Below are 20,612 nucleotides of genomic sequence, written 5' to 3'. Positions count from 1 at the left end.
TTTGTACTACTGTAGATCCATCACGCATGAATCTTACTAACTTCATTGTATGAAAGTATGCCTTTCATGTCAATGAATTACTTTTATCATATGTTTTGTTTTCGGCTAATATACATGAATCCTTACTCTGTCTTTTCAACATAGGCGCGGCAGATTGCCCCATCGCCATCTGTATCAATTCGCAGTGATCCGTTTGAGTAACGGTCCGCTCTCGTTAAGGATGTTACTGAAATTGTTTCCTGAATGCCTTTTTCGGTCTCGATTGTAAACGTATTTCTAAAGTTCACAACTAAAATTGTGTAAATACGGTGCGGGTTCGATTTTAACTCTTTTAAAATAACGACACCGCGTTTCGCACGGTTGCCAAGTTCAAGTTCAGATAACAGCATACGCTTAACGGCACCGCGCTGTGTAACGATAACGAGTTCTTGTTCCTGCTCCGGATTTAAGATAGCCACCGCCGCAAGATACTCGCCCTCTTTAACAATGATTCCTTTAACGCCAGCTGTTTTCACTCCTGTTACCGGAAGATCTTCCATAGGGAATCGGATTGTATAGCTTGTGTTTGTCGAAAGCAATACTTCTTCTTTATCCGTAACGAGACGAGCAAAAATCATCTCGTCATCGCCTTTTAAATTCATTGTCTTAATCGGTTTCGAATAACGCGTGACAATGTAATCGGCAAGTGCCGAACGCTTAATTTGACCTTCTCTTGTAGCTGTAAATACATACAGATCCGGTTTTTCGAACGTATCAATCCCAATGACTTCGATGATTTCCTCGTTTGAGTCGATCGGTACAATACTCGAAATATGCTGTCCGAGATCCTTCCAGCGAATATCCGGCAATTCATGTACCGGCTGGTAAATGTAATGTCCTTTGCTTGTGAACAGCAGTAAATGATGCTGTGTATTCAAGTTGGCTTCATACAGCAAGTAATCGGAATCTTTCATCGCAAAGTCCTTGCCGTTGGATGCATTGTGTGAACGAAGGCTTGTCCGTTTTACATAGCCGTCTTTTGTCACGGTTACAACAACTTCTTCGCTTGGTACCAACACATCACGCGTTACTTTAATTTCTTCGATTTCTGCTTCGATCGTTGAAAGACGCGGTGCCGTAAAACGTTTTTTAATATCGTTCAATTCCGATTTAATAACACGGATCAATTTCTTTTCGTCCTCTAAAATGGCTTTCAGTTTCACAACAAGCTGTTGGAGCTCATCCTGCTCTTTTTGAAGCTGTGTAATATCGGTATTTGTTAAACGGTAAAGCTGAAGGCTGACAATTGCTTCTGCCTGTTCTTCCGTAAAACCGAATTTCTCCATAATGTTATTTTTCGCATCACGTTTATCTTTCGATGCACGGATTGTTTCAATCACTTCATCTAAAATGGATAAGGCTTTCATAAGTCCTTCAACGATATGTAAGCGATCCTCTGCTTTTGTTAAGTCATATTGGGATCTGCGTCGCACAATTTCCTTCTGGTGATCAATGTACGCATCCAACATGAGCGGCAATGTCATCATCATCGGACGACGGTTATGAATCGCAATCATATTGAAGTTATATGAAACTTGCAAATCCGTTGATTTTAATAGGAAATTTAAAATCCCTTGTGCCGGCACATCTTTTTTCAGCTCAACAACAATTCGTAAACCGTCACGATCCGATTCATCACGAATTTCGGAAATGCCGTCCAAACGTCGGTCATTTACACGCAGCTCGTCCATTTTACGGATCATGTTGGCCTTATTTACTTCAAACGGGATTTCGGAAATGATTATCTGCTCTTTATTGCCTTTTAACTGCTCAATTTCAGTACGTGAACGGACAATGATTTTCCCTTTGCCTGTTTCGTACGCTTTTTTAATGCCGTCTAAACCTTGAATAATCCCGCCTGTCGGAAAATCCGGGCCTTTAATGACAGTCATCAGTTCATCGACTGTGCAGTTTTTATTGTCAAGACGCATTAAAACCGCATCAAGTGCTTCCTGCAGATTATGTGGCGGAATATCCGTCGCATAACCAGCCGAAATCCCTGTTGCGCCGTTAACTAATAGATTCGGGAATCGAGATGGCAATACAGTCGGTTCCATATCCTGGTCATCGAAGTTCGGAACGAATTCAACTGTATTTTTATTAATGTCACGTAACAGTTCTGAGGCAATCGCCGAAAGTCGAGCTTCCGTGTAACGCATCGCGGCTGGCGGGTCCCCATCGACAGAACCGTTGTTACCGTGCATTTCAATCAGCATATGACGGCTTTTCCAGTCCTGACTCATACGGACCATCGCATCATATACAGAGCTGTCACCGTGCGGATGGTAGTTACCGATTACATTACCGACTGTTTTTGCCGATTTACGGAACGGCTTGTCAAAAGTATTACCTTCATGGAACATCGCATATAATATACGACGTTGTACAGGTTTTAGCCCGTCACGTGTATCCGGTAATGCACGGTCTTGAATAATATATTTGGAATAGCGACCAAAACGGTCACCCATTACTTCTTCTAATGGCAAATCTTGAAATTTTTCTACAAAACTCATTATTCGTTAACCTCCTCATGCTGGATGAATTCATTTTCTAAAATGCTTGCATCCTCTTCCATGCCGAAGTTGACGTTTGATTCAATCCATTTACGACGAGGCTCTACTTTATCGCCCATCAATGTTGTAATACGACGTTCTGCACGTGCTCCATCTTCAATTTTCACACGGATTAATGTACGTGTTTCCGGATTCATCGTTGTATCCCAAAGCTGGTCGGCATTCATCTCACCTAACCCTTTATAGCGCTGAATGATATAGCCTTTGCCGATTTTCTTCGTAGCGGCACTCAGCTCCTGTTCAGTCCAGGCATAGATCAGCTCCTGCTTTTTACCCGACCCTTTCGATACTTTATAAAGAGGCGGTAACGCGATATACACTTTTCCTGCTTCGATAAGCGGACGCATATAACGGTAGAAGAATGTCAGCAACAGTACTTGAATATGGGCACCATCTGTATCGGCATCGGTCATGATGACAATTTTATCGTAAGCGGCATCTTCCACTGAGAAATCAGCTCCGACACCGGCACCGATCGTATGGATAATCGTCGCGATTTCTTCATTTTTCATAATATCCTGCAGCTTGGCCTTTTCGGTATTGATGACTTTACCGCGCAACGGCAAAATTGCCTGGAATGTACGGTCACGGCCTTGTTTTGCCGAACCGCCAGCAGAGTCACCCTCTACTAGGTATAATTCATTTCTCGAAGCATTTTTCGACTGTGCAGGTGTCAGCTTACCGGACAGAAGCGTACTCGATTTTTTCTTTTTCCCGTTACGGGCATCATCACGTGCTTTACGTGCAGCTTCACGCACTTGTTGGGCACGAATGGCTTTCCGCACTAAAGAAGCCGATAGCTCGGCGTTTTCTTCTAGGACATACATTAATTGTTCTGAAACAACGGTATCAACAGCAGAGCGTGCTTCTGATGTACCAAGCTTCCCTTTTGTCTGCCCTTCAAATTGCAGCAGATTTTCAGGAATACGGACAGAAACAATTGCTGTCAGGCCTTCACGAATATCCGTGCCTTCCAGGTTTTTATCTTTTTCTTTCAGCAATCCGATTTTGCGTGCGTATTCATTGAATACACGTGTCAACGCTGTTTTAGCACCCGTTTCGTGCGTACCGCCATCACGTGTACGGACATTGTTAACGAATGATAAAATCGTTTCGGAATAACCGTCGTTAAATTGCAGCGCGAATTCCACTTCAATTTCCTGAATGATGCCTTCTACATATTTAACCGGATGCAATACATCTTTTTCTTCGTTTAAATATGCAACGAATGCTTCAATACCGCTTTCATAATGGAAAATTTCATGCTTTCCTTCTCCGCGCTCATCGATCAATTCAATTTTTAAACCTTTTAATAAAAACGCAGATTCGCGTAAGCGCTCTGCCAAAGTATCATAATTATATTTAACGACAGAAAAAATCGTCGGATCCGGCAAGAAATGTACTAGTGTTCCTGTTTCCTTCGTTTTTCCGATCATATCAAGCGATGTAGCCGGCTTCCCGCCTTGCTCAAAACGTTGGCGGTAAATTTGCCCGTCACGATAAATCGTTACTTCCAAAAATGTTGATAAGGCATTTACAACGGATGAACCTACACCATGTAAACCACCACTTGTTTTATAGCCGCCTTGTCCAAACTTTCCGCCTGCATGAAGGACGGTGAAAATAATTTCCGGGGTTGGTTTGCCCATTTTATGCATACCTGTTGGCATACCACGACCATGGTCACGCACGCTAATACTGTTATCTTCATGAATCTTCACGATGATATGATGTCCAAATCCAGCAAGCGCTTCATCCACTGCATTGTCTACAATTTCATACACTAAGTGGTGAAGACCTCGACTATCTGTAGAACCAATATACATCCCTGGTCTTTTGCGTACGGCTTCTAAACCTTCTAATACTTGAATGGCATCTTCATTATACGAAATACCGGTTTGGTTTTTTACCAAATGTAATCCCCTCCAAAAATACAAACAAACGTTCTATTTACTACCTAATCGTACGCTCAAATATGCATGATGTCAATGTTTAAAGGTACTGATTTAGGCTTTGCAAAGATTAATTGTATCACCAATAACGAACGTTTAAAAGCATATCCTTTAGCAGCAAACAATAAAATGTAACTTTTTCCCTGTTTTTTACATAGGCGAAAAAATAATACCTCTTTCCTTCTATTAAAAAACATTGTAAAATATTCAATACATACTATTAGTACCAACTGATAATTCTGAATTCGAAAGGAGCACAACACTTGATCAACGCGTTAATTATTATTTGTGCTTATTTAATCGGTTCCATTCCATCAGCTTTATGGATTGGCAAAATTTTTTACAAAACGGATATTCGACAAAAAGGCAGCGGCAATTTAGGCACGACCAATACATTTCGAGTATTGGGCAAAAAACCGGGCATCGCCGTATTGCTTATTGATATATTGAAAGGGACGGCTGCGGTATTGCTTCCGTTATTGCCGTTTTTCGCAGACAGCACGGTCCATCCTTTAATCTTGGGTGTCATCGCAGCTGCGGGCCATATGTTCCCGATTTTCGCCAGTTTCCGTGGAGGAAAGGCGGTTGCTACGAGCGGTGGCGTTATTTTAGGCTATAATTTACCGTTATTTATAATTTTAATCATTGTATTTGTCATCGCTTTAAAACTAACAAAAATGGTCAGCTTATCATCTATGATTGTGTCCGCTGCAGCGGTGATTTATGTCATCGGTCATTGGATGATAACGGGTGAATATGCGTTATTCATTTTAGTTGTCGTATTGGCTGGCTTCATTTTTTACCGTCACCGTGAAAATATTAAGCGGATCAAAGCCGGTACTGAACCGAAAATTAAAGGATTTTAACTAATTGACTGAAGGGGTTTCCTTTCAGTCTTTTTTTGTAGTCAAAATTTCAGAACGCGAGCTTTGTAAGTTTTTTTTATTTCCTGCATAATGACAGTAGAGGTGAAATATATGGAAATCAGACTATCAGAAAAAGCACTTACTTGGTTTAAACAGGAAATGGAAGTAGAAAAAGGCGATTTCATTCGTTTTTATGCAAGGTATGGAGGTTCTTCACCTTTTCATGAAGGGTTTTCGTTAGGGATGACGCGGGAGCAGCCGCATGAAATAGGCATTGAAACCGTTGTGGAAGATATTCATTTTTATATTGAAAAGTCCGATGAGTGGTTTTTCAACGAACATCATTTAGTTGTAGATGTCGCCGATTCATCCGATGAATTAACTTATTCCTATGAAAAATAAACACCTTTTTATCGCTCTCTAATACGAACAATTCGCCGTCGAAAAGTTCAAATGTTTCGAAATTTTAGTAAATCCGTTTTTGCCGATTCAATCGTTATAATGAGTAAGGATTATATCGAAGATTGATGAGGGATTATATGTGAAAGCGAAACAGGAATTTTATTGGCGCTGCGTATTTTTTATTGCAGGCATCATTGTTTTATCATTAGGCGTGACATTAACGATCAAAGGACAAATACTTGGCGTTGGGTCATGGGATGTCCTTCATATCGGACTACAAAAAAACTTGGGCTTAACGGTCGGTACATGGTCTATCATTTTAGGCTTGCTCATTCTGGCTGTTGATACGTTTTTCACGAAAAGATTGCCGAAAGTCGGAACGTATTTGGACATGTTCCTGACAGGTATTTTTATTGATATATTTATGATTGTATTACCGGATGCGAATACACTGTTTGAACAAACATTGGCATTTGTTGTTGGCGTTATCCTGCTGGGCTTCGGCTGCGGCATGTATATGGTGGCTAACCTTGGTGTAGGGCCTCGTGACACGTTAATGCTGTTGTTGGTTCACCGTCTTGGCTGGAGTGTCAACCGTGCACGTACAACAATGGAAGTAACGGTTGCTATAATAGGTTTTATATTGGGCGGACCAGTCGGAGTCGGTACGGTATTTATGGCGTTCGGCTTAGGGCCTGTCGTACAATGGGCGCTCAAATGGAACGGAAAGCTGTTCCACCGCGCAGCAGGTGTTGAGAGTGTCGTTATATAAAAATATGTAGAGAGCAAGCATTATGCGTTTGCTTTCTTTTTTTTATATTTAAATTATTACAATTTTCAAAAAATACTTTCGTAACAATGTAAAAAAGTGCATAGTAATAAGTGGAGGTGTTTTTAAAATGATACATATTGAAAATATCCATTTATATCGCAATGACAAGAAGATTTTAGATGATTTAAGCTGGCATGTGCAAAAGGGACAGCATTGGGCCATTTTAGGGTTGAACGGCTCAGGCAAAACGACGTTGCTGAAAGTCATTAACGGCTACATTTGGCCAAACAAAGGAAGCGTCCAAGTACTTGGTGAAACATATGGCAAGACCTATATACCGAAGATGCGGACGCGGATCGGCTGGGTAAGCAACGCGATGATCGATAATTTCAACTGGCAGGATAATGCGATTGAAATCGTGCTCAGCGGAAAATTCGGGGCCCTTCGACTATTCAATGATGTGACAGATGAAGAAATTAATCATGCAGTTTCTATTATGAAGCATTTTCACTGTGATCATTTAGCAAATAAATCATTCGAGCATTTGTCACAAGGTGAACGGCAGCGTGTTCAAATTGCAAGGGCCATTATGGCAGATCCCGAAATTCTCATATTGGATGAACCGTGTGGCGGGCTTGACTTGATTGAACGGGAAAACTTACTGCAGACGATCGAACAGATTGCACAAGCTGAAAACGGCCCTACCCTCATCTATGTGACTCACCATGTAGAGGAAATTCTGCCTTGCTTTAGCCATGTGCTTTTAATGAAAGACGGAAAAAATATCGAAGCCAATGCACGGGAAACGGTTTTAACAGACGAATTATTAAGCGATTTCTTCGGGCGTGAAATCAGTTTGCAAATCGAACGCGAACGTGCCTGGGTCGCGATTAAATAAAACGAACCAGCAGGAGTCCACCTCTTGCTGGTTTGTTTCATTTTATACACACTAAATATGATATTCAATATTCTCATCAACATAATGCCATTCGTACGGTGTTTCTTGGTATACGTAGTAGTTCAGCCAGTTGTAGAACAATAGATGCGAATGGGCACGCCAAACATTTTTCGGTGCCTGCAGCGGATCGTTATTCGGGAAATAGTTGACCGGAATATCCGTATTGTCCGGATCTTTCTCGATATCGCGGAAATACTCATCCGATAATGTCGTTGCATCATATTCCAGATGCCCTGTAATCATAATATGTTTATTGTTTTTCGATTGAACGATAAACACCCCTGCATCATCCGAATAGCTGAGTAAACGCAAGTCGGGATGTGCTCGTACTTCATCAATCGAAACCGATGTATGGCGTGAATGCGGTGCAACATACTCGTCACTGAACCCACGTACTAGATCTACTGTTAAATCCGTAATCACATGGGAATATACACCGGAGCACTTCTTCGGCAATTCGAATTTACCAATGCCAAAATGGTGGTACAGAGCAGCCTGTGCGCCCCAACATATATACATGATTGAAGTAACATGTTCATTTGCCCAGTCCATCACATGCGTAATTTCGTTCCAGTAGCCGACATCTTCAAAATCCATTTTCTCTACTGGCGCACCCGTAATAATAAGACCATCAAAACGACGGTGCTTCACTTGGTCAAATGTTCGGTAAAATGTATCTAAATGCGATTTGGAAACATTTTTTGATTCGTATGTAGCTGTATTTAAAAATGTGACATCTACCTGTAATGGTGTATTCCCGAGCAAGCGCAGCAACTGCAGCTCGGTTTTCTCTTTTTCAGGCATTAAATTAAACACTAAAATATTTAGCGGTCGAATTTGCTGCGTTTTCGCACGGTCCTCCTCCATGACGAAAATCTTCTCTTTTCTAAGCAGCTCACCCGCCGGTAAATGTTTCGGAATATTAATCGGCATTTCACTTTCCCCCTCATAAACTATTTCAAAATACTTTTAATAATCAGTCGTGTTCAGGCATTGCATTGTTTTACGAGCGAAACGAACCGTTCCAGAACAACATAAAAAGCCCCTCTCACTCCAGCAAAACAGAATTGAGAGGGGCTTTTACCCGTTCTTATCTGCCAAGGTCAACACCTTGCTGGAAGTAGCACCTTTCTAGTAACACTAGAGGTTGCTGAAGCATCATAAGGCCAAGTCCCTCCGCTTCTCTTGATAAGACTATTAAATTGTCATTAGTGTATCATGTACTTTATAGTTTTGCAATAATTCAAAAAATATTATTTCACTCATCCTGAAGCTGTTCTTTTTCTATGTTGAATAAGATGGTTTCCAGCCGCTCATCCCATACACTTGTCAATGTATTGTATACACGTACAAAATGTCTGTTTTCCTTTTGATCGAACAATAAAAAACATAGGACCGGTATATCATTAATCTGGATCGATTCCGTCGACACAACACTCGTTATATAGTGCGGAACTTCATCTTCCGCCACCGGTTGTTCGGAAAGCTGCTGTTGAATGAAATCAACAAGCAACGTTTCTTCAATCGCTTCGATTTCTTCTGTATCCATTGTCGGGAAAGGCTCCGGAAACTCTTCTATATCCGCAAATTCCTCCAGGTCCCCCTCCAACGGCTGTTCATGAATCGGACTGTATTGAATAAAGTAACTTGTTTCTTCTAGTTCCTCTTCAAAAATGCCCGATTCCAGCTGTGCTTTCCCTTTAGCAGTAAGCGCAAATTCCTGTTCTTTCACTATCATGCCGAGTTGTAACATTTTATTCGTCAAATCATGAATAAATAACGGTTCCACCAATAAAATTTCGGCTAATAGCTCCACATTTTTCAGTTTTGCCTTTTCAAATGAAATAAGCATCATCTTCATTAAAATATCCATGGCATTACGCATCACGGGATGATATTTTACTTCCAATGTATGAATCGGAATGGCATATTGCATTTGCTTTTTAATTTCAATAGATGGGTTTTGGCCGAGTTCTTTCTGCAGCTGTAAAACTGTTCCTTGTAAATCCATTCAATCCAATCCCCCTGTTTCTATACAGCAAAATAGCCGTCCTGTTCTTTGACTGTCGTTAAGACATGGGCATACATATCCCTTGTTTTCGCGCTCTTTGGACGCTTCGTAAACATTTCGGTACTGCCGACCATAATGAGCAGTTCCCGGGCGCGGGATAAGGCAACATTGAGACGTCGGTAATCTTTCGCAAAGCCGATTTCTCCGCGCTCATTGTCATGATTCCGCACCATGCTGACAATAATGACATCCATCTCCATCCCCTGGAATTTATCGACCGATCCAGTACGGATGTGTAAATGCGGTACACTGATCTCCTGCTCGATCAAACGATTAATGCGCTTTACCTGCTCCGCGTAGAATGAAATAACGCCAACCGATTTTAATGCGTCGTGTGGAATCAGACCTTGTGCCTTTGCCTGCTCCGTTGCGGCATTTAATTCGAGCAGCTGCTGTTTAATCTGTTCCAGCTCAGCTAAATTGAATAAACTTGAGCCTTCCTTCATCCGCTCTTCAAAAAATGGTTTGGCATTCGGTATATCGAGCCATAGCAAATGATGATTTCGTGTAATTTTGGATGTTTCAAGGAAATGATCTCGTACAGCATCTGAATCTTCTAACCCACATTGCAGCTGTTCGGATTCATTTTCGTAAAACGGTGTAATAGTTGACATAATATTTTTATGCATACGATACTGAAGGGCAAGCATCGTTTTGTTCTGCGACGGCAAATTATTATATAAACGCTCAAACAATGATTCTTCGAGTAATCTTTCAAGCTCCCGTTTTTCTTCAAATGTTGTACTTTCCTTCACAACTTGCTCCAATGTTTCTTCAAAGGTCGCATCGCCTACAAGCGGCGGCAATTGGTGATGATCCCCAACTAAAATAATTTTTGCGCCTTTTAACATCGGCAGTAACAGTTCCGGTGGTGTTGCTTTTGAAACTTCATCAATAATGACAACATCAAACGTCGGGTAGTTGTCCATAAATTCTTTATTTGCTGAGGCAACACATGTTGTGCCGATTACATTGGCATGTTTCACGTACAATTTCCGGATTTCATCCAAGTCATGGGCATTGGCATTTTTCAATAACCCATGCCATTCGTTTTGAAGTTCTGCTGTTACCGGAAGCAAACTGATTTTCACTTCTAGCGTCTCGATCTTTTCTGTAAGCAGTGTAATCTTTTCATTCACTTCAATGATTGCCTGCTCAGGGTTCAGTTTTGTCAGCTGTTCAAGTTCTGTGCGGCGTTTTTCAAGCTGTACGCCTTCGCTGTTGATCCCTTTAAAGCGCACTGTTAACTGTTCAACCGTCTCAGTACCAAGGGCAATCTGTTCATTTAAAACTGCCAGCTCTTCCGCTTTTTTGTTCAGTTGAAGCTCCACTTTTTCACGGTTTTGGCGCTGTGTTTCAGTTTTCATCTGATCCAGCTCATTTGTTGCGAGCAGTTCTTCCAGCTCATCTGTTGTATGATTCAGCGTAATCGACGGATCGATTTTTTCATTGATTGTATCCATTTGGGATTTAACCGTTGTTGCCTCTTCTTCCAGCTGCTGAAGATGCTGTGCCTTCACATCATTTTGCTCTTTGAACTGTAGGATGATTTCCTCTTTCAGCTTTTCGAAAATTAGTACGGTTTCACGGATTGCATCCATATATTTATTGTTCAGCTGCTCGATGTATTGCATGCGCAAATGAATTCCCTGAATGGAGCGGGTGCCGTTTTGAGCATTTACACGGCGGTCCCTAAAAGCAATACTCAGCTTCGTCAAAAACTCCTGAATCTCTTCCAGTGTATAATGATGCCCCATATCCAGTCTATCCGGTGTTACATGAATCCCTAACGCCGTTTCACTGTAGTGCAATGCCTTTTCCAGACGTTCTTTCACATCTTTGATCGGCTTATACTGCTCCATTTGCGGCTGAATTCGATCAAGTGCCGTAAGTAAGCGGTCCATCGCATAGTTCCGGCGAATATTGTATTCACTCATGAACTCCTCTATTTCATACACTTTTTTCAACGAAGCGATTTTATCAACGAGCAGATCATACTGTGACGTTTCATTGGCCTTTTCAATTTTCGTCTTAACTGCATCAAAACGCTGCTGGAATTGATCAAGCTGCGCCTTATAATGACTTTGCGTAAGTTGCTGCTGGTAGTTTTCTCTCGCTTCTTTCAACTGTTGCGCTTGTTCTGTCAGTTGTTCGACTGACAATCCGTCTTTAACTTGCTGTTCAAAGTTGGCAACAGTTTCGGCTACTGTGCTCCCTGTCGCCTGCAGTTTCTCCAGTTTGCGTTCATTGTCTTCCAGTTCTTTTTTACATTCGGTCAATTCTTTTTTTAATGCCAGAATCTTTTCGGCCAGAACATGCAATTCTGCTTTTGCCGCTTCTTTTTGTTCAATTTGCAGTTCCAGCTCTTTTTGTTTTTGTTCAAGCGCGGTAATCTCATTTTGCGCTTCATTGATTTCATCATTTAAAAGCTGTTCTTTTTTCTCATGCAGCGAAATTTCATGGCCGATTGCTTCAAACGTCTGCTCCTGCCAATACGACGCAACATTTTCCTCGATAAACTTTTTCCCTTCTTCTTCAATGCTTTCCGTACGGCCATAACGTAAAATCCGGATATCTTTGTTCGATAAAAGCCGGCTTAATGCATTGTCCACCGCTAAGTTCGATTGGGAAGCAACGAGTGTTTTCAAACCCGCTTTTGCATTTTGATAGCAAATTTCCGAAATGACCGTCGTTTTACCGGTACCCGGCGGACCTTGAATGACATACAGATCTTCGGAACTGATCGCCCCTTCGACTGCTTGCTGCTGGTACTGATTCAGCCGGTTATGAAAATCGAGAGGAACCGTTTTTTTGCGCTCGGCAATAACCGGTTTATCTTCGAATAAAATTGTTTCGAGGTTCGCATTTGCAGCCAATCCTTCTTTTAACCGTTCAAATCCTTTTAATAAGCGTTTTAACTGTGATTTCGTCGCGGCATTAGAGAATTCGATGTCTTCCGATTGGAACTGAAGCTCATTTCTCCGCGCCAAATTGCTGTAATACGGTTTTAAGGCAATTTCAACGGTATTTTCGTTGCGGCGGATTTTCGCAACATCCCCGATTTCCTGGACATAGCCGCGTAAACGCGCACTAAGGCCCTCCAGCTGTTTCCACTGCTTTTTATCGAGGTTGTTAATACGCACGGTCATATGAGAAAAGTCTGCATCAAATGTGACACTTGAAAAACGGGCATGAATATCTTCAATGTCCGCATTTTTGTTTAACACTTTTAAATAGCCTTCCCAGCTGCTGATCCGTTTATTGACATAATCAAAGCGTTCCTGTGCAATCGGCAGTTCATCGATGGCTTTTAGAAACGGTTCCTGGTATGTATGGCCACTAATACGGGAAGCTACGAAGTGAATTTTCATTGTCGCGCGGCGATTTGTGACAACCGGTGTCCCTTTGCCGCGTGTTCGAAAGCTTTTCGCCACAAGTCCGTTTTTCCGGTCAAATACACAGTCCATAATGACGACGCGTTCGTCAAATTTATTTTTTAGTTTTACGTTTTTATCATTATCGAAAAAGATGCTCAAATGCGTTTGTTCTGCATCGACCGATACTTTTTCAATTGCGACAATGAAATATTGCTGTAAATTAAAAAAGGCGTGTTCATCTGGAACATGCTCCTTCATCGCTTCTCGTGCCGTATTAGTCAATAAAATATGACAGCGGGTTTGAATATTTGCGATTGTTTTTGGTGCCATGAACACACCTCCCCCATAGTTTTTTATATACAGTTCCGTTTGGTCGTATATGATTATAACAATATTCGTCTGTTCATTAAAGAAAAAATGCCCTGTTATTAATTTAACAGGACATGTCGATTAACTTTGAATTTTCGCAACTTCCGCATATTTGGCATCCCATGCTGCATCAATCTTTTTCAATGCGACCGGACGGAAGTTTTCCTTTTTCACTAAAATATGTTGAGACTTCGCCGTTACTGCAACGGTGCCGTCTTCATGCAGAATTTCATAGCCGTATGTAGTGCGCAGCTTCGTATGTTCCTCAATCCATGTACGAACTGTAGCTGTTTGACCATAGCGCATCGCCGCTTTGTATTGAATCGAGAAATCCATAACAGGCGATAAATACCCGTCCTCTTCAAGTTTCGCATAGTTAAATCCTAAATCCTTCACAATCTTTGTACGCCCAATTTCGCACCAAACGAGATAATTGGCATGATAAACGACCCCCATCTGATCGGTCTCCGCATAGCGTACTTCTACTGTTGTTTCTGAAATAAACATTCTCTTCACCTCTAGAGGTATTATAGCGCTAAAGTGAAGGAGTTGTAAGGGTAATGAATCGATTGTTTTTAAAACAGTAAACGAACTAATCTGTTGATCACTTATAATCCTTCTTTACATTTTATCGAATTTCCAAATACAGCAAATTTGGAACAGCTTTCCACCTGTGCTTTGGTATACTGAATTTACTGTACGAATCACTATACAGCTGGGGGAATTTAAATGGACACAAGAGAAACTTTACAGATGATTTTAGAGTTTATTGACGAGAATATTACTGAAAATATAAGTCCGGATATTTTGGCTGCACAAGCGGGCTATTCAACATGGCATTTCTGCCGAGTATTCCAATGGGGTACCGGATATTCGGTGATGAACTATGTCCGGAACCGCCGACTTGCGTTTGCCGCACATGAACTTTCTACGGGCAAGCGGATTCTCGATATTTCAATAGTATATGGATTTGAAACTCACTCTGGATTCAGTAAAGCTTTTCGGCGTCATTACGGCTGTTCACCAGGAACTTACCGTCTGCATGCGCACAGTAATCGTCCGTTTCCGCCAAGCCTTGCCTGCACGTACAAATACTTTATCGGAGGAATTGTTATGGAACCTAAATTTGTCACACTGCCTGCTATTAATCTTGCTGGTTATGTCCTTAAAACGACGGCAACTGGCGGCGAAAACTCTACCGCAATCCCGGCTTTTTGGGACGACTATATAAGTGGCGGAAGAATGGAAAAACTTCACTCGGAAAACTTTATTAAAAAACATGATGAATACGGTGTATGCTTTCCGGAAGATCCGACTACCGGTGAATTTGAGTATGTAATCGGGGTCGAACCGAAAGAAGGTGCTAAAATTGCTGACGAATACCATGTTTGTGAAGTGCCTCCTGCAACTTATGCTGTCTTTTCAACGCCTCCTTCTGATGCAATAAATTTTGTAGCTGCTATTCAAGGAACGTGGAATTATATTTTTAATGAATGGTTCCCCAATTCCGGTTATGAGTACGCACCGGGTTGTAACGATTTCGAACTATACGATGATCGTTGTATGCTCGATGATGGGAAGATTTGTGATATTTATATTCCGGTAGTTAAGATACAAAGTTAAAGTTTTGAAGTAGTAATAATTTGCATCTAGGAAACATACATTATAATAACTGGTCACTTTATGGACCTGAGTGGATGCTCAGGTCTTTTATTCTATACTCATATAGTGAATTTGTTACTTAAGACCTTTTTACAGCAAAAATCTATTCGAAAGAGTTTCAAGCTATTATTATTTTGGGAATAACGAAAATAGAAACTTAAAAAGGGGTAATGATCATGAACATTTCAAAATTATTAGGGGCACCATATGCTAATTTAAAAACAGCGAAAGTATTTGTTAAACCGGGGCAAGTCGTCGTTACATATAATAAGAAAACTTACTTTATTGTAAAAAAAGATGTATTTACGACTATTCTTCATCCATTAAACTATAATGCGATAAATTCTTGAGAGATAATTTTATCTCTCTTTTTTATTTGTCTCCACCAGCTTACCAATAACATACAACATGGATAAATATAAATTAACTTTTCATACTAAAGCTAAACGATAAAGGATGTGCTTTGAAGGGTTAATGACAATAGGCGTATCCTCATGATGGTTATGGTGACTCGGTGCTAGTTCATACGCAATGAGCGTAACATTTAATTTTTGCTCCAGTTGTTTAATGGCATAATGTAAAAGCCTTCGCGTAACTTGCGAAGGTTTTTTAAACATTTACTTCCCCTTTATTTGGTCCAGAACATCTCGAAAAGCCTGACGCTCACCCGCTTCCCTGAAATCTCTAAAGGGATTGCCTATGCTTTCTAAACGCTTGATTACATTTGGTATTGTGAAAAGATGAGGTGTTAATTTTTCATTTACTTCTTCCCATAATAACGGGGTGGCAATCAATCCTTTATCATTGCCGCGAGCTGAATACGGTGCAACAATCGTTTTACCTTCCCTATGCTGGACATAATCCAAATAGAGCCTTTTCCCTCTATTTTTCTTCATCCGCTCGATTGTAAAGGAGTCAGGATATTGCTGTGCAAGGAAGCGGCAAATAAACTCTGTAAACACACCTGTTTCTTCATAGGAAAACGTGTGAAGCGGCAATGGGATATAAATTTGCATACCTTTCCCGCCTGACGTTTTGATATAGCTTGTCAGTTCAAAATAATCTAAAATCGATTTGAACTTTAATGCAGCATCTACCGCTAATCCGAATTCATCAACGGATGGTGGATCCAAATCCAAGACAATTTCTGTCGGCTGCTCTGAAGTGACCGGCTGAAACGGAATATGAAATTCCAAAGCGAGCTGATTGCCCAACCATAAAAGGGATTCAATGTTATTACAAAAAATAAAATGGGTGTCGTCCACTAACTGTGTCGTAACAAAATCAGGCAAATTTTCAGTATAGTTTTTCTGGTAAAAACTTTCTCCCGGAACGCCGTGCGGATAACGGATCACCGTCAACAACCGGTCCTGCAGGAAAGGCAGCAGCATCGGCGAAACCGTCTGCAAATAATATAAATAATTATCCTTTGTAATATTACTTGCGGGAAACACCGGTTTATCCGGATTTGTGATCGTTACATTTTCCGGAATCGGGTTTAACTGCCTTTGCATTTGCTGCCAGTTACAATCTGTTGCTTCCAGATGATGCTGGAATGAATGAAAGCGCGGTTCCCTCAATTTAGTGCCGTCAAAATCAATACAGGCAACGGTTACGCAAATTGAAGGAGGTATTTTAAATATACTTTTTTCCACCAGTGTCCCATTTGTTTTAAAAAAGGTGGGCAACGTTTTGCTTTCCTCTTCAGGTAAACCATGTTTAAACGACGCAATCTCCAAAAGGGTATTTTCTTTATAAATTGCCCCATTAAAGAAACCGTTTGATTGATCAAATTTCGTAAGAATAACATTTACGAGTTTCCAGTTCTTTATTTTCAGCCAGCTTTTCGTTCTCGTATCTTCCATCCATTTGCTGTTACGTTTTTTGGCAATCATCCCTTCCCCATTATGGGATTTTACGTTTTGCCAAAGTAAATGCGAATCCTCAAATACATCAATCATTTGCAGTTTTCTTGAATCGGTATATTGTATCGTTCCAGCTAAATTGAGACATTCAAAAAAGTCGGATAGTAATTGTTTTCTTGTCGTTAACCGGCTATTTCCCTTATCTTTCCCTTTTAATTTCAGTAAATCGAACACAATATAATGACACGGGAAAGTCTGTGCGTTCGATTCGATATTTTTTTGGTTCGTCATTTTCCCACGCTTTTGCACATACGAGAACTTACTTTTAAAATTGTTTATTAAATATACGACTTCCCCATCAAAGCTAAGCGGTAAGTAAGCTTTGATTTCTTCATAAATACGCTCACAATAATGAATAATTTCAGGGAATTTTTCGTTCAAAATATTCCCATTCCGGCTTTTCAGTATTGGCGACTGATTACCTTTTTCCCAAATTAAAACAGCGCGATAACCGTCATATTTTGTTTCGTATAACCAATCATCACCTAACGGAATTTCCGGTGCATCGGTTAATAACATTGGTTTCACATAAAGGCCAACTTTCGTTTTTTCTATTTATCCTTTGTTTTTTTTCGCGGACGATACATAAATTAAATTTTTAGTCCCATAGTAAGGAAAAATGAGGTGACAACATGCATACTGTCTGGAAAGGTAGTATTAGCTTCGGTTTAGTAAATATTCCGGTAAAACTACATGCGGCAACTGAAAATAAAGACGTAAAGCTCCGACAGCTCCATAAAGAATGCCATACACCAATTAGCTACAAAAAGGTGTGCGAAGGCTGTCAGGCAGAGGTAAAAGATGAAGATATCGTAAAGGCATACGAATATACAAAGAACAAATTCGTCGTTTTGGATGAGGAAGACCTGGAAAATTTACGCAAGGAAAACGAAGATAAATCCGTCGAGATTATAGATTTTGTGAAGCTGGAAGAAATCGATCCAATTTATTTTGAAAAAACGTACTATTTATCTCCTGACAATACGGGTGCAAAAGCCTATGTTCTACTTCGAAAAACATTGGAGGAATCCGGTAAAATCGGCGTAGCAAAAATTACGATACGCTCAAAGGAACAATTGGCCATTGTCCGTGTTTATAAAAACGCATTAGTGATGGAAATCATTCATTTTCCGGATGAAGTGCGGGATGTCGGGGATGTGCCGAATATCCCAAGTGTCGAAGCCGTCGTGCAAAAGGAACTTGATACGGCGCTTATGCTTGTTGAACAATTGACAACCGAGTTTGATCCGACGAAATACACCGATGATTACCGGACAGCACTTATGCAGCTGATAGAGGACAAGAAAACGGAAAGTACCGTTGTTGCAAACGAAAAACGACCGCTGCCTGATAATGTGACCGACTTGATGTCTGCATTGCAAGCATCCCTTGATAAAACGAAGAAACCGAAAACGAGAAAGCGGACAACGCCTACAAGAACAAAGAAAAATGCATAAATTAAAGCCCATTTCCGATGAAGAAATGGGCTTTAATTATATTCATACTATTTTACAGCTGCCGGTACCAATAATTCTTCGATCGCCTTCTCGATATCAAGGAATGAATCATCCGGCTCGAATCGACGAATGACACGGCCATTACGGTCTACAAGGAACTTCGTGAAATTCCAGCGAATATTGCAGCCGATTAAGTATTCCGGGTAATTCGTTTGGATTGTGTTGTATAAGCGGATTTGCTGTAATGTCTCACGAACAAATTCCGGACAATCCACTTCATGTTTTAAGTAATTGAACAGCGGATGTGTTTCCTTGCCATTCACTTCGATTTTATCAAACACTGGATATGTAACTCCGAATTGAAGCTTGCATTGTCTTGCAGACGTTTCACCGTCTTCCGGATTCTGCTCGCCAAATTGATTGCATGGAAACGAAAGAACTGTGAATCCTTTATCGGCATAGCGTTCATATAATTTTTGCATGTCCTCATATTGGAATGTAAATCCGCAACTACTTGCCGTGTTCACAATCAACATAACTTGATCTCGGTACGTTTCCATCGATAGAATCTCACCGTTTGTTTTTTTCACTAAATAATTATAAATGCTCATTAAGTCATTCTCCCTACAACGTTTAGTATAAAGCTATCATATTATAAATTTCATACAAGTACAAAATAACTAACTCAAAAAGTTATAAAAAATATGGTGTAAAAATGGGCAAAATTAAAGGCGCATCAGATTCACGAGGAATCATGCGCCAAATCATTCGATGGCTAACCGACCATCGCTAATAGTATCACCAGTTATTTGACGGTTATTCAAAAAAACAAAAATTCTTTGCTGTTTTTTATCTAGTTGCTACAGGGTATTCATATGAGTAGCACGGGAAAGATAATGAAGTAAGAAAGGAATGAATCAACATGCCAAGAAAACTGGTAGCTGCTATCAAGGAGCATGCACTGCCCTTTAACGAACAAAGTTTAAATAAAATTGTTGAATCGATCGGAAATGCCAAAATTGTGATGATTGGTGAAGCTTCCCATGGTACATCAGAGTTTTATACAGTCCGCGCAGAATTAACGAAAATGCTCATTAATCAAAAAGGATTTAATATTATCGGTGTAGAAGGAGACTGGCCTTCAGCTCAGGCAGTGAACCGCTACGTAAAAGGTTATGAAAAGGATAAGAAAAACACTGCTGCGATATTGAAAGAATCCTTTGATCGTTGGCCGCAATGGATGTGGGCAAACGAAGAAGTAGAACAATTTGTAGAGTGGCTAAAGGATAAGAATCATACATTGGAGACTAAGGTCGGGTTTTACGGCATTGATTTATACAGCCTCTTTGAATCGATGGATGAAGTAATCCACTTTTTATCTGAAAACCCTAAATACAAAGCCGATTTTGAACATGCAAAGAAAGCATTTTCCTGCTTCGAACCTTATAACAGAATGCCGGAGCACTATGCCCTGTCCACCGCTCAATTTACCGATGAATGTGTCCGTGAAGTAACGGATTTATTGAGGTCGTTACGAGAGAATAAGCAACAGTACTCGAACAAACATGAGGAAGATTTAAATGTCATGATGAATGCACTAGTTGCTAAGAACGCCGAAACCTATTACCGTGAAATGATGCAGGATGCCATCTCCTGGAATACTCGCGACTTGCATATGGTGGAAGCAATCAATGAATTATTGAAATATCACGGTGAAGATGCCAAGATCATTATTTGGGAACATAATACACATATCGGGGATGCATCTGCTACAAGTATGAAAGAAGATCAAATGATCAACGTCGGTCAACTTATCCGAGAGCAGTATGGAATGGACAATACGTATGCTATCGGATTCGGAACATATGAAGGAACAGTCATCGCTGCTGACAGCTGGGGAGATCCTCTCCAAGTAGTCCCAGTTCCCTCCTCCAAACTCAACACATGGGAAGGACAACTCCATGCTGCTGGAGGACAGGATAAAATATTGATTTTCACTGATCAAAATCGGGAATTGTTCAATGACCGGATTGGGCATCGCGCAATTGGTGTCGTCTATCATCCTGAATATGAAGCGTACGGGAATTATGTTCCGTCCAATGTCGGATCAAGATATGATGCCTTTATTTATATTGAACAGACAAAAGCATTAAAGCCATTATAAAGTGAGCGTACGTTTATCGTATCGC

General features: G+C 40.6%; 17 protein-coding genes and 1 riboswitch. Of the genes, 8 read left to right on the top strand and 9 right to left on the bottom strand.

What is annotated here, in order from left to right; genetic code table 11:
- Positions 1-122: 122 nt before the first annotated feature.
- Together parC and parE are read right to left on the bottom strand one after the other, a co-directional pair.
- The gene (gene parC, locus MKY71_RS08460; protein WP_340732204.1) at positions 123-2,552 is read right to left on the bottom strand and encodes a DNA topoisomerase IV subunit A; all 2,430 of its coding nucleotides are present in this window, start codon (positions 2,550-2,552) and stop codon (positions 123-125) included.
- On the bottom strand, positions 2,552-4,525 hold the full coding sequence (gene parE, locus MKY71_RS08455) for a DNA topoisomerase IV subunit B (RefSeq protein ID WP_340732203.1): 1,974 nt from the start codon (positions 4,523-4,525) through the stop codon (positions 2,552-2,554). The genes parC and parE overlap by 1 nt, the downstream gene beginning before the upstream one ends.
- A 302-nt stretch (positions 4,526-4,827) precedes the next feature.
- Here parE and plsY point away from each other — a divergent pair, with 302 nt between their 5' ends.
- The 4 genes from plsY (at position 4,828) to MKY71_RS08435 (ending at position 7,502) form a co-directional block, all read left to right on the top strand.
- The gene (gene plsY / locus MKY71_RS08450) at positions 4,828-5,430 is read left to right on the top strand and encodes a glycerol-3-phosphate 1-O-acyltransferase PlsY (protein WP_340732202.1); all 603 of its coding nucleotides are present in this window, start codon (positions 4,828-4,830) and stop codon (positions 5,428-5,430) included.
- 111 nt (positions 5,431-5,541) lie between these two features.
- Positions 5,542-5,832 (top strand): HesB/YadR/YfhF family protein, encoded by a 291-nt coding sequence (locus MKY71_RS08445; protein WP_339199331.1) that lies wholly within the window; start codon positions 5,542-5,544, stop codon positions 5,830-5,832.
- A gap of 139 nt (positions 5,833-5,971) precedes the next feature.
- Complete coding sequence (locus MKY71_RS08440; protein WP_339176414.1) at positions 5,972-6,604, top strand: YczE/YyaS/YitT family protein; 633 nt, start codon at positions 5,972-5,974, stop codon at positions 6,602-6,604.
- 127 nt (positions 6,605-6,731) lie between these two features.
- Positions 6,732-7,502, top strand: a complete 771-nt coding sequence (locus tag MKY71_RS08435) for an ABC transporter ATP-binding protein (protein WP_340732201.1) — start codon at positions 6,732-6,734, stop codon at positions 7,500-7,502.
- 51 nt (positions 7,503-7,553) lie between these two features.
- On the opposite strand, the gene metA is transcribed toward MKY71_RS08435, so the two are convergent.
- From metA to MKY71_RS08415, 4 genes are all read right to left on the bottom strand, one after another.
- A complete protein-coding gene (gene metA / locus MKY71_RS08430; RefSeq protein WP_339176412.1) occupies positions 7,554-8,495 on the bottom strand; it encodes a homoserine O-acetyltransferase MetA in 942 nt (313 codons plus the stop codon).
- A 154-nt stretch (positions 8,496-8,649) separates the two neighbouring features.
- Positions 8,650-8,757, bottom strand: a riboswitch (SAM riboswitch).
- Positions 8,758-8,820: 63 nt separating this feature from the next.
- Positions 8,821-9,573 carry a nucleoside-diphosphate sugar epimerase gene (locus MKY71_RS08425; RefSeq protein WP_340732199.1) on the bottom strand — a complete coding sequence of 251 codons (753 nt, stop codon included), beginning with the start codon at positions 9,571-9,573 and terminating at the stop codon, positions 8,821-8,823.
- A 20-nt stretch (positions 9,574-9,593) separates the two neighbouring features.
- A complete protein-coding gene (locus tag MKY71_RS08420; RefSeq protein ID WP_340732197.1) occupies positions 9,594-13,340 on the bottom strand; it encodes an AAA domain-containing protein in 3,747 nt (1,248 codons plus the stop codon).
- Positions 13,341-13,460: 120 nt separating this feature from the next.
- The gene (locus MKY71_RS08415) at positions 13,461-13,886 is read right to left on the bottom strand and encodes an acyl-CoA thioesterase (RefSeq protein WP_339176408.1); all 426 of its coding nucleotides are present in this window, start codon (positions 13,884-13,886) and stop codon (positions 13,461-13,463) included.
- Between the two features lie 222 nt (positions 13,887-14,108).
- On the opposite strand from MKY71_RS08415, the gene MKY71_RS08410 reads away from it, so the two are divergent.
- Together MKY71_RS08410 and MKY71_RS08405 are read left to right on the top strand one after the other, a co-directional pair.
- Positions 14,109-15,002 (top strand): AraC family transcriptional regulator, encoded by an 894-nt coding sequence (locus tag MKY71_RS08410; protein WP_340732195.1) that lies wholly within the window; start codon positions 14,109-14,111, stop codon positions 15,000-15,002.
- A gap of 215 nt (positions 15,003-15,217) precedes the next feature.
- Positions 15,218-15,391 carry a hypothetical protein gene (locus MKY71_RS08405; RefSeq protein ID WP_340732193.1) on the top strand — a complete coding sequence of 58 codons (174 nt, stop codon included), beginning with the start codon at positions 15,218-15,220 and terminating at the stop codon, positions 15,389-15,391.
- 81 nt (positions 15,392-15,472) lie between these two features.
- Here the strand turns inward: MKY71_RS08405 and MKY71_RS08400 are convergent, their stop codons facing one another.
- On the bottom strand, positions 15,473-15,658 hold the full coding sequence (locus MKY71_RS08400) for a hypothetical protein (RefSeq protein ID WP_340732192.1): 186 nt from the start codon (positions 15,656-15,658) through the stop codon (positions 15,473-15,475).
- Positions 15,659-17,494: a DNA ligase D gene (locus tag MKY71_RS08395; protein ID WP_340732191.1), complete on the bottom strand. Its 1,836-nt coding sequence runs from the start codon at positions 17,492-17,494 to the stop codon at positions 15,659-15,661.
- Positions 17,495-17,598: 104 nt separating this feature from the next.
- On the opposite strand from MKY71_RS08395, the gene ku reads away from it, so the two are divergent.
- Positions 17,599-18,423 (top strand): non-homologous end joining protein Ku, encoded by an 825-nt coding sequence (gene ku, locus MKY71_RS08390; protein ID WP_340732190.1) that lies wholly within the window; start codon positions 17,599-17,601, stop codon positions 18,421-18,423.
- Positions 18,424-18,470: 47 nt separating this feature from the next.
- Here the strand turns inward: ku and MKY71_RS08385 are convergent, their stop codons facing one another.
- Complete coding sequence (locus MKY71_RS08385) at positions 18,471-19,034, bottom strand: glutathione peroxidase (RefSeq protein WP_340732189.1); 564 nt, start codon at positions 19,032-19,034, stop codon at positions 18,471-18,473.
- 311 nt (positions 19,035-19,345) lie between these two features.
- On the opposite strand from MKY71_RS08385, the gene MKY71_RS08380 reads away from it, so the two are divergent.
- Complete coding sequence (locus tag MKY71_RS08380) at positions 19,346-20,587, top strand: erythromycin esterase family protein (protein WP_340732188.1); 1,242 nt, start codon at positions 19,346-19,348, stop codon at positions 20,585-20,587.
- Positions 20,588-20,612 lie beyond the last annotated feature (25 nt).

The sequence above is a fragment of the Solibacillus sp. FSL W7-1324 genome (assembly GCF_038008025.1).
GTDB lineage: Bacteria > Bacillota > Bacilli > Bacillales_A > Planococcaceae > Solibacillus.
This window is presented reverse-complemented; position numbering and strand designations above follow the sequence as displayed.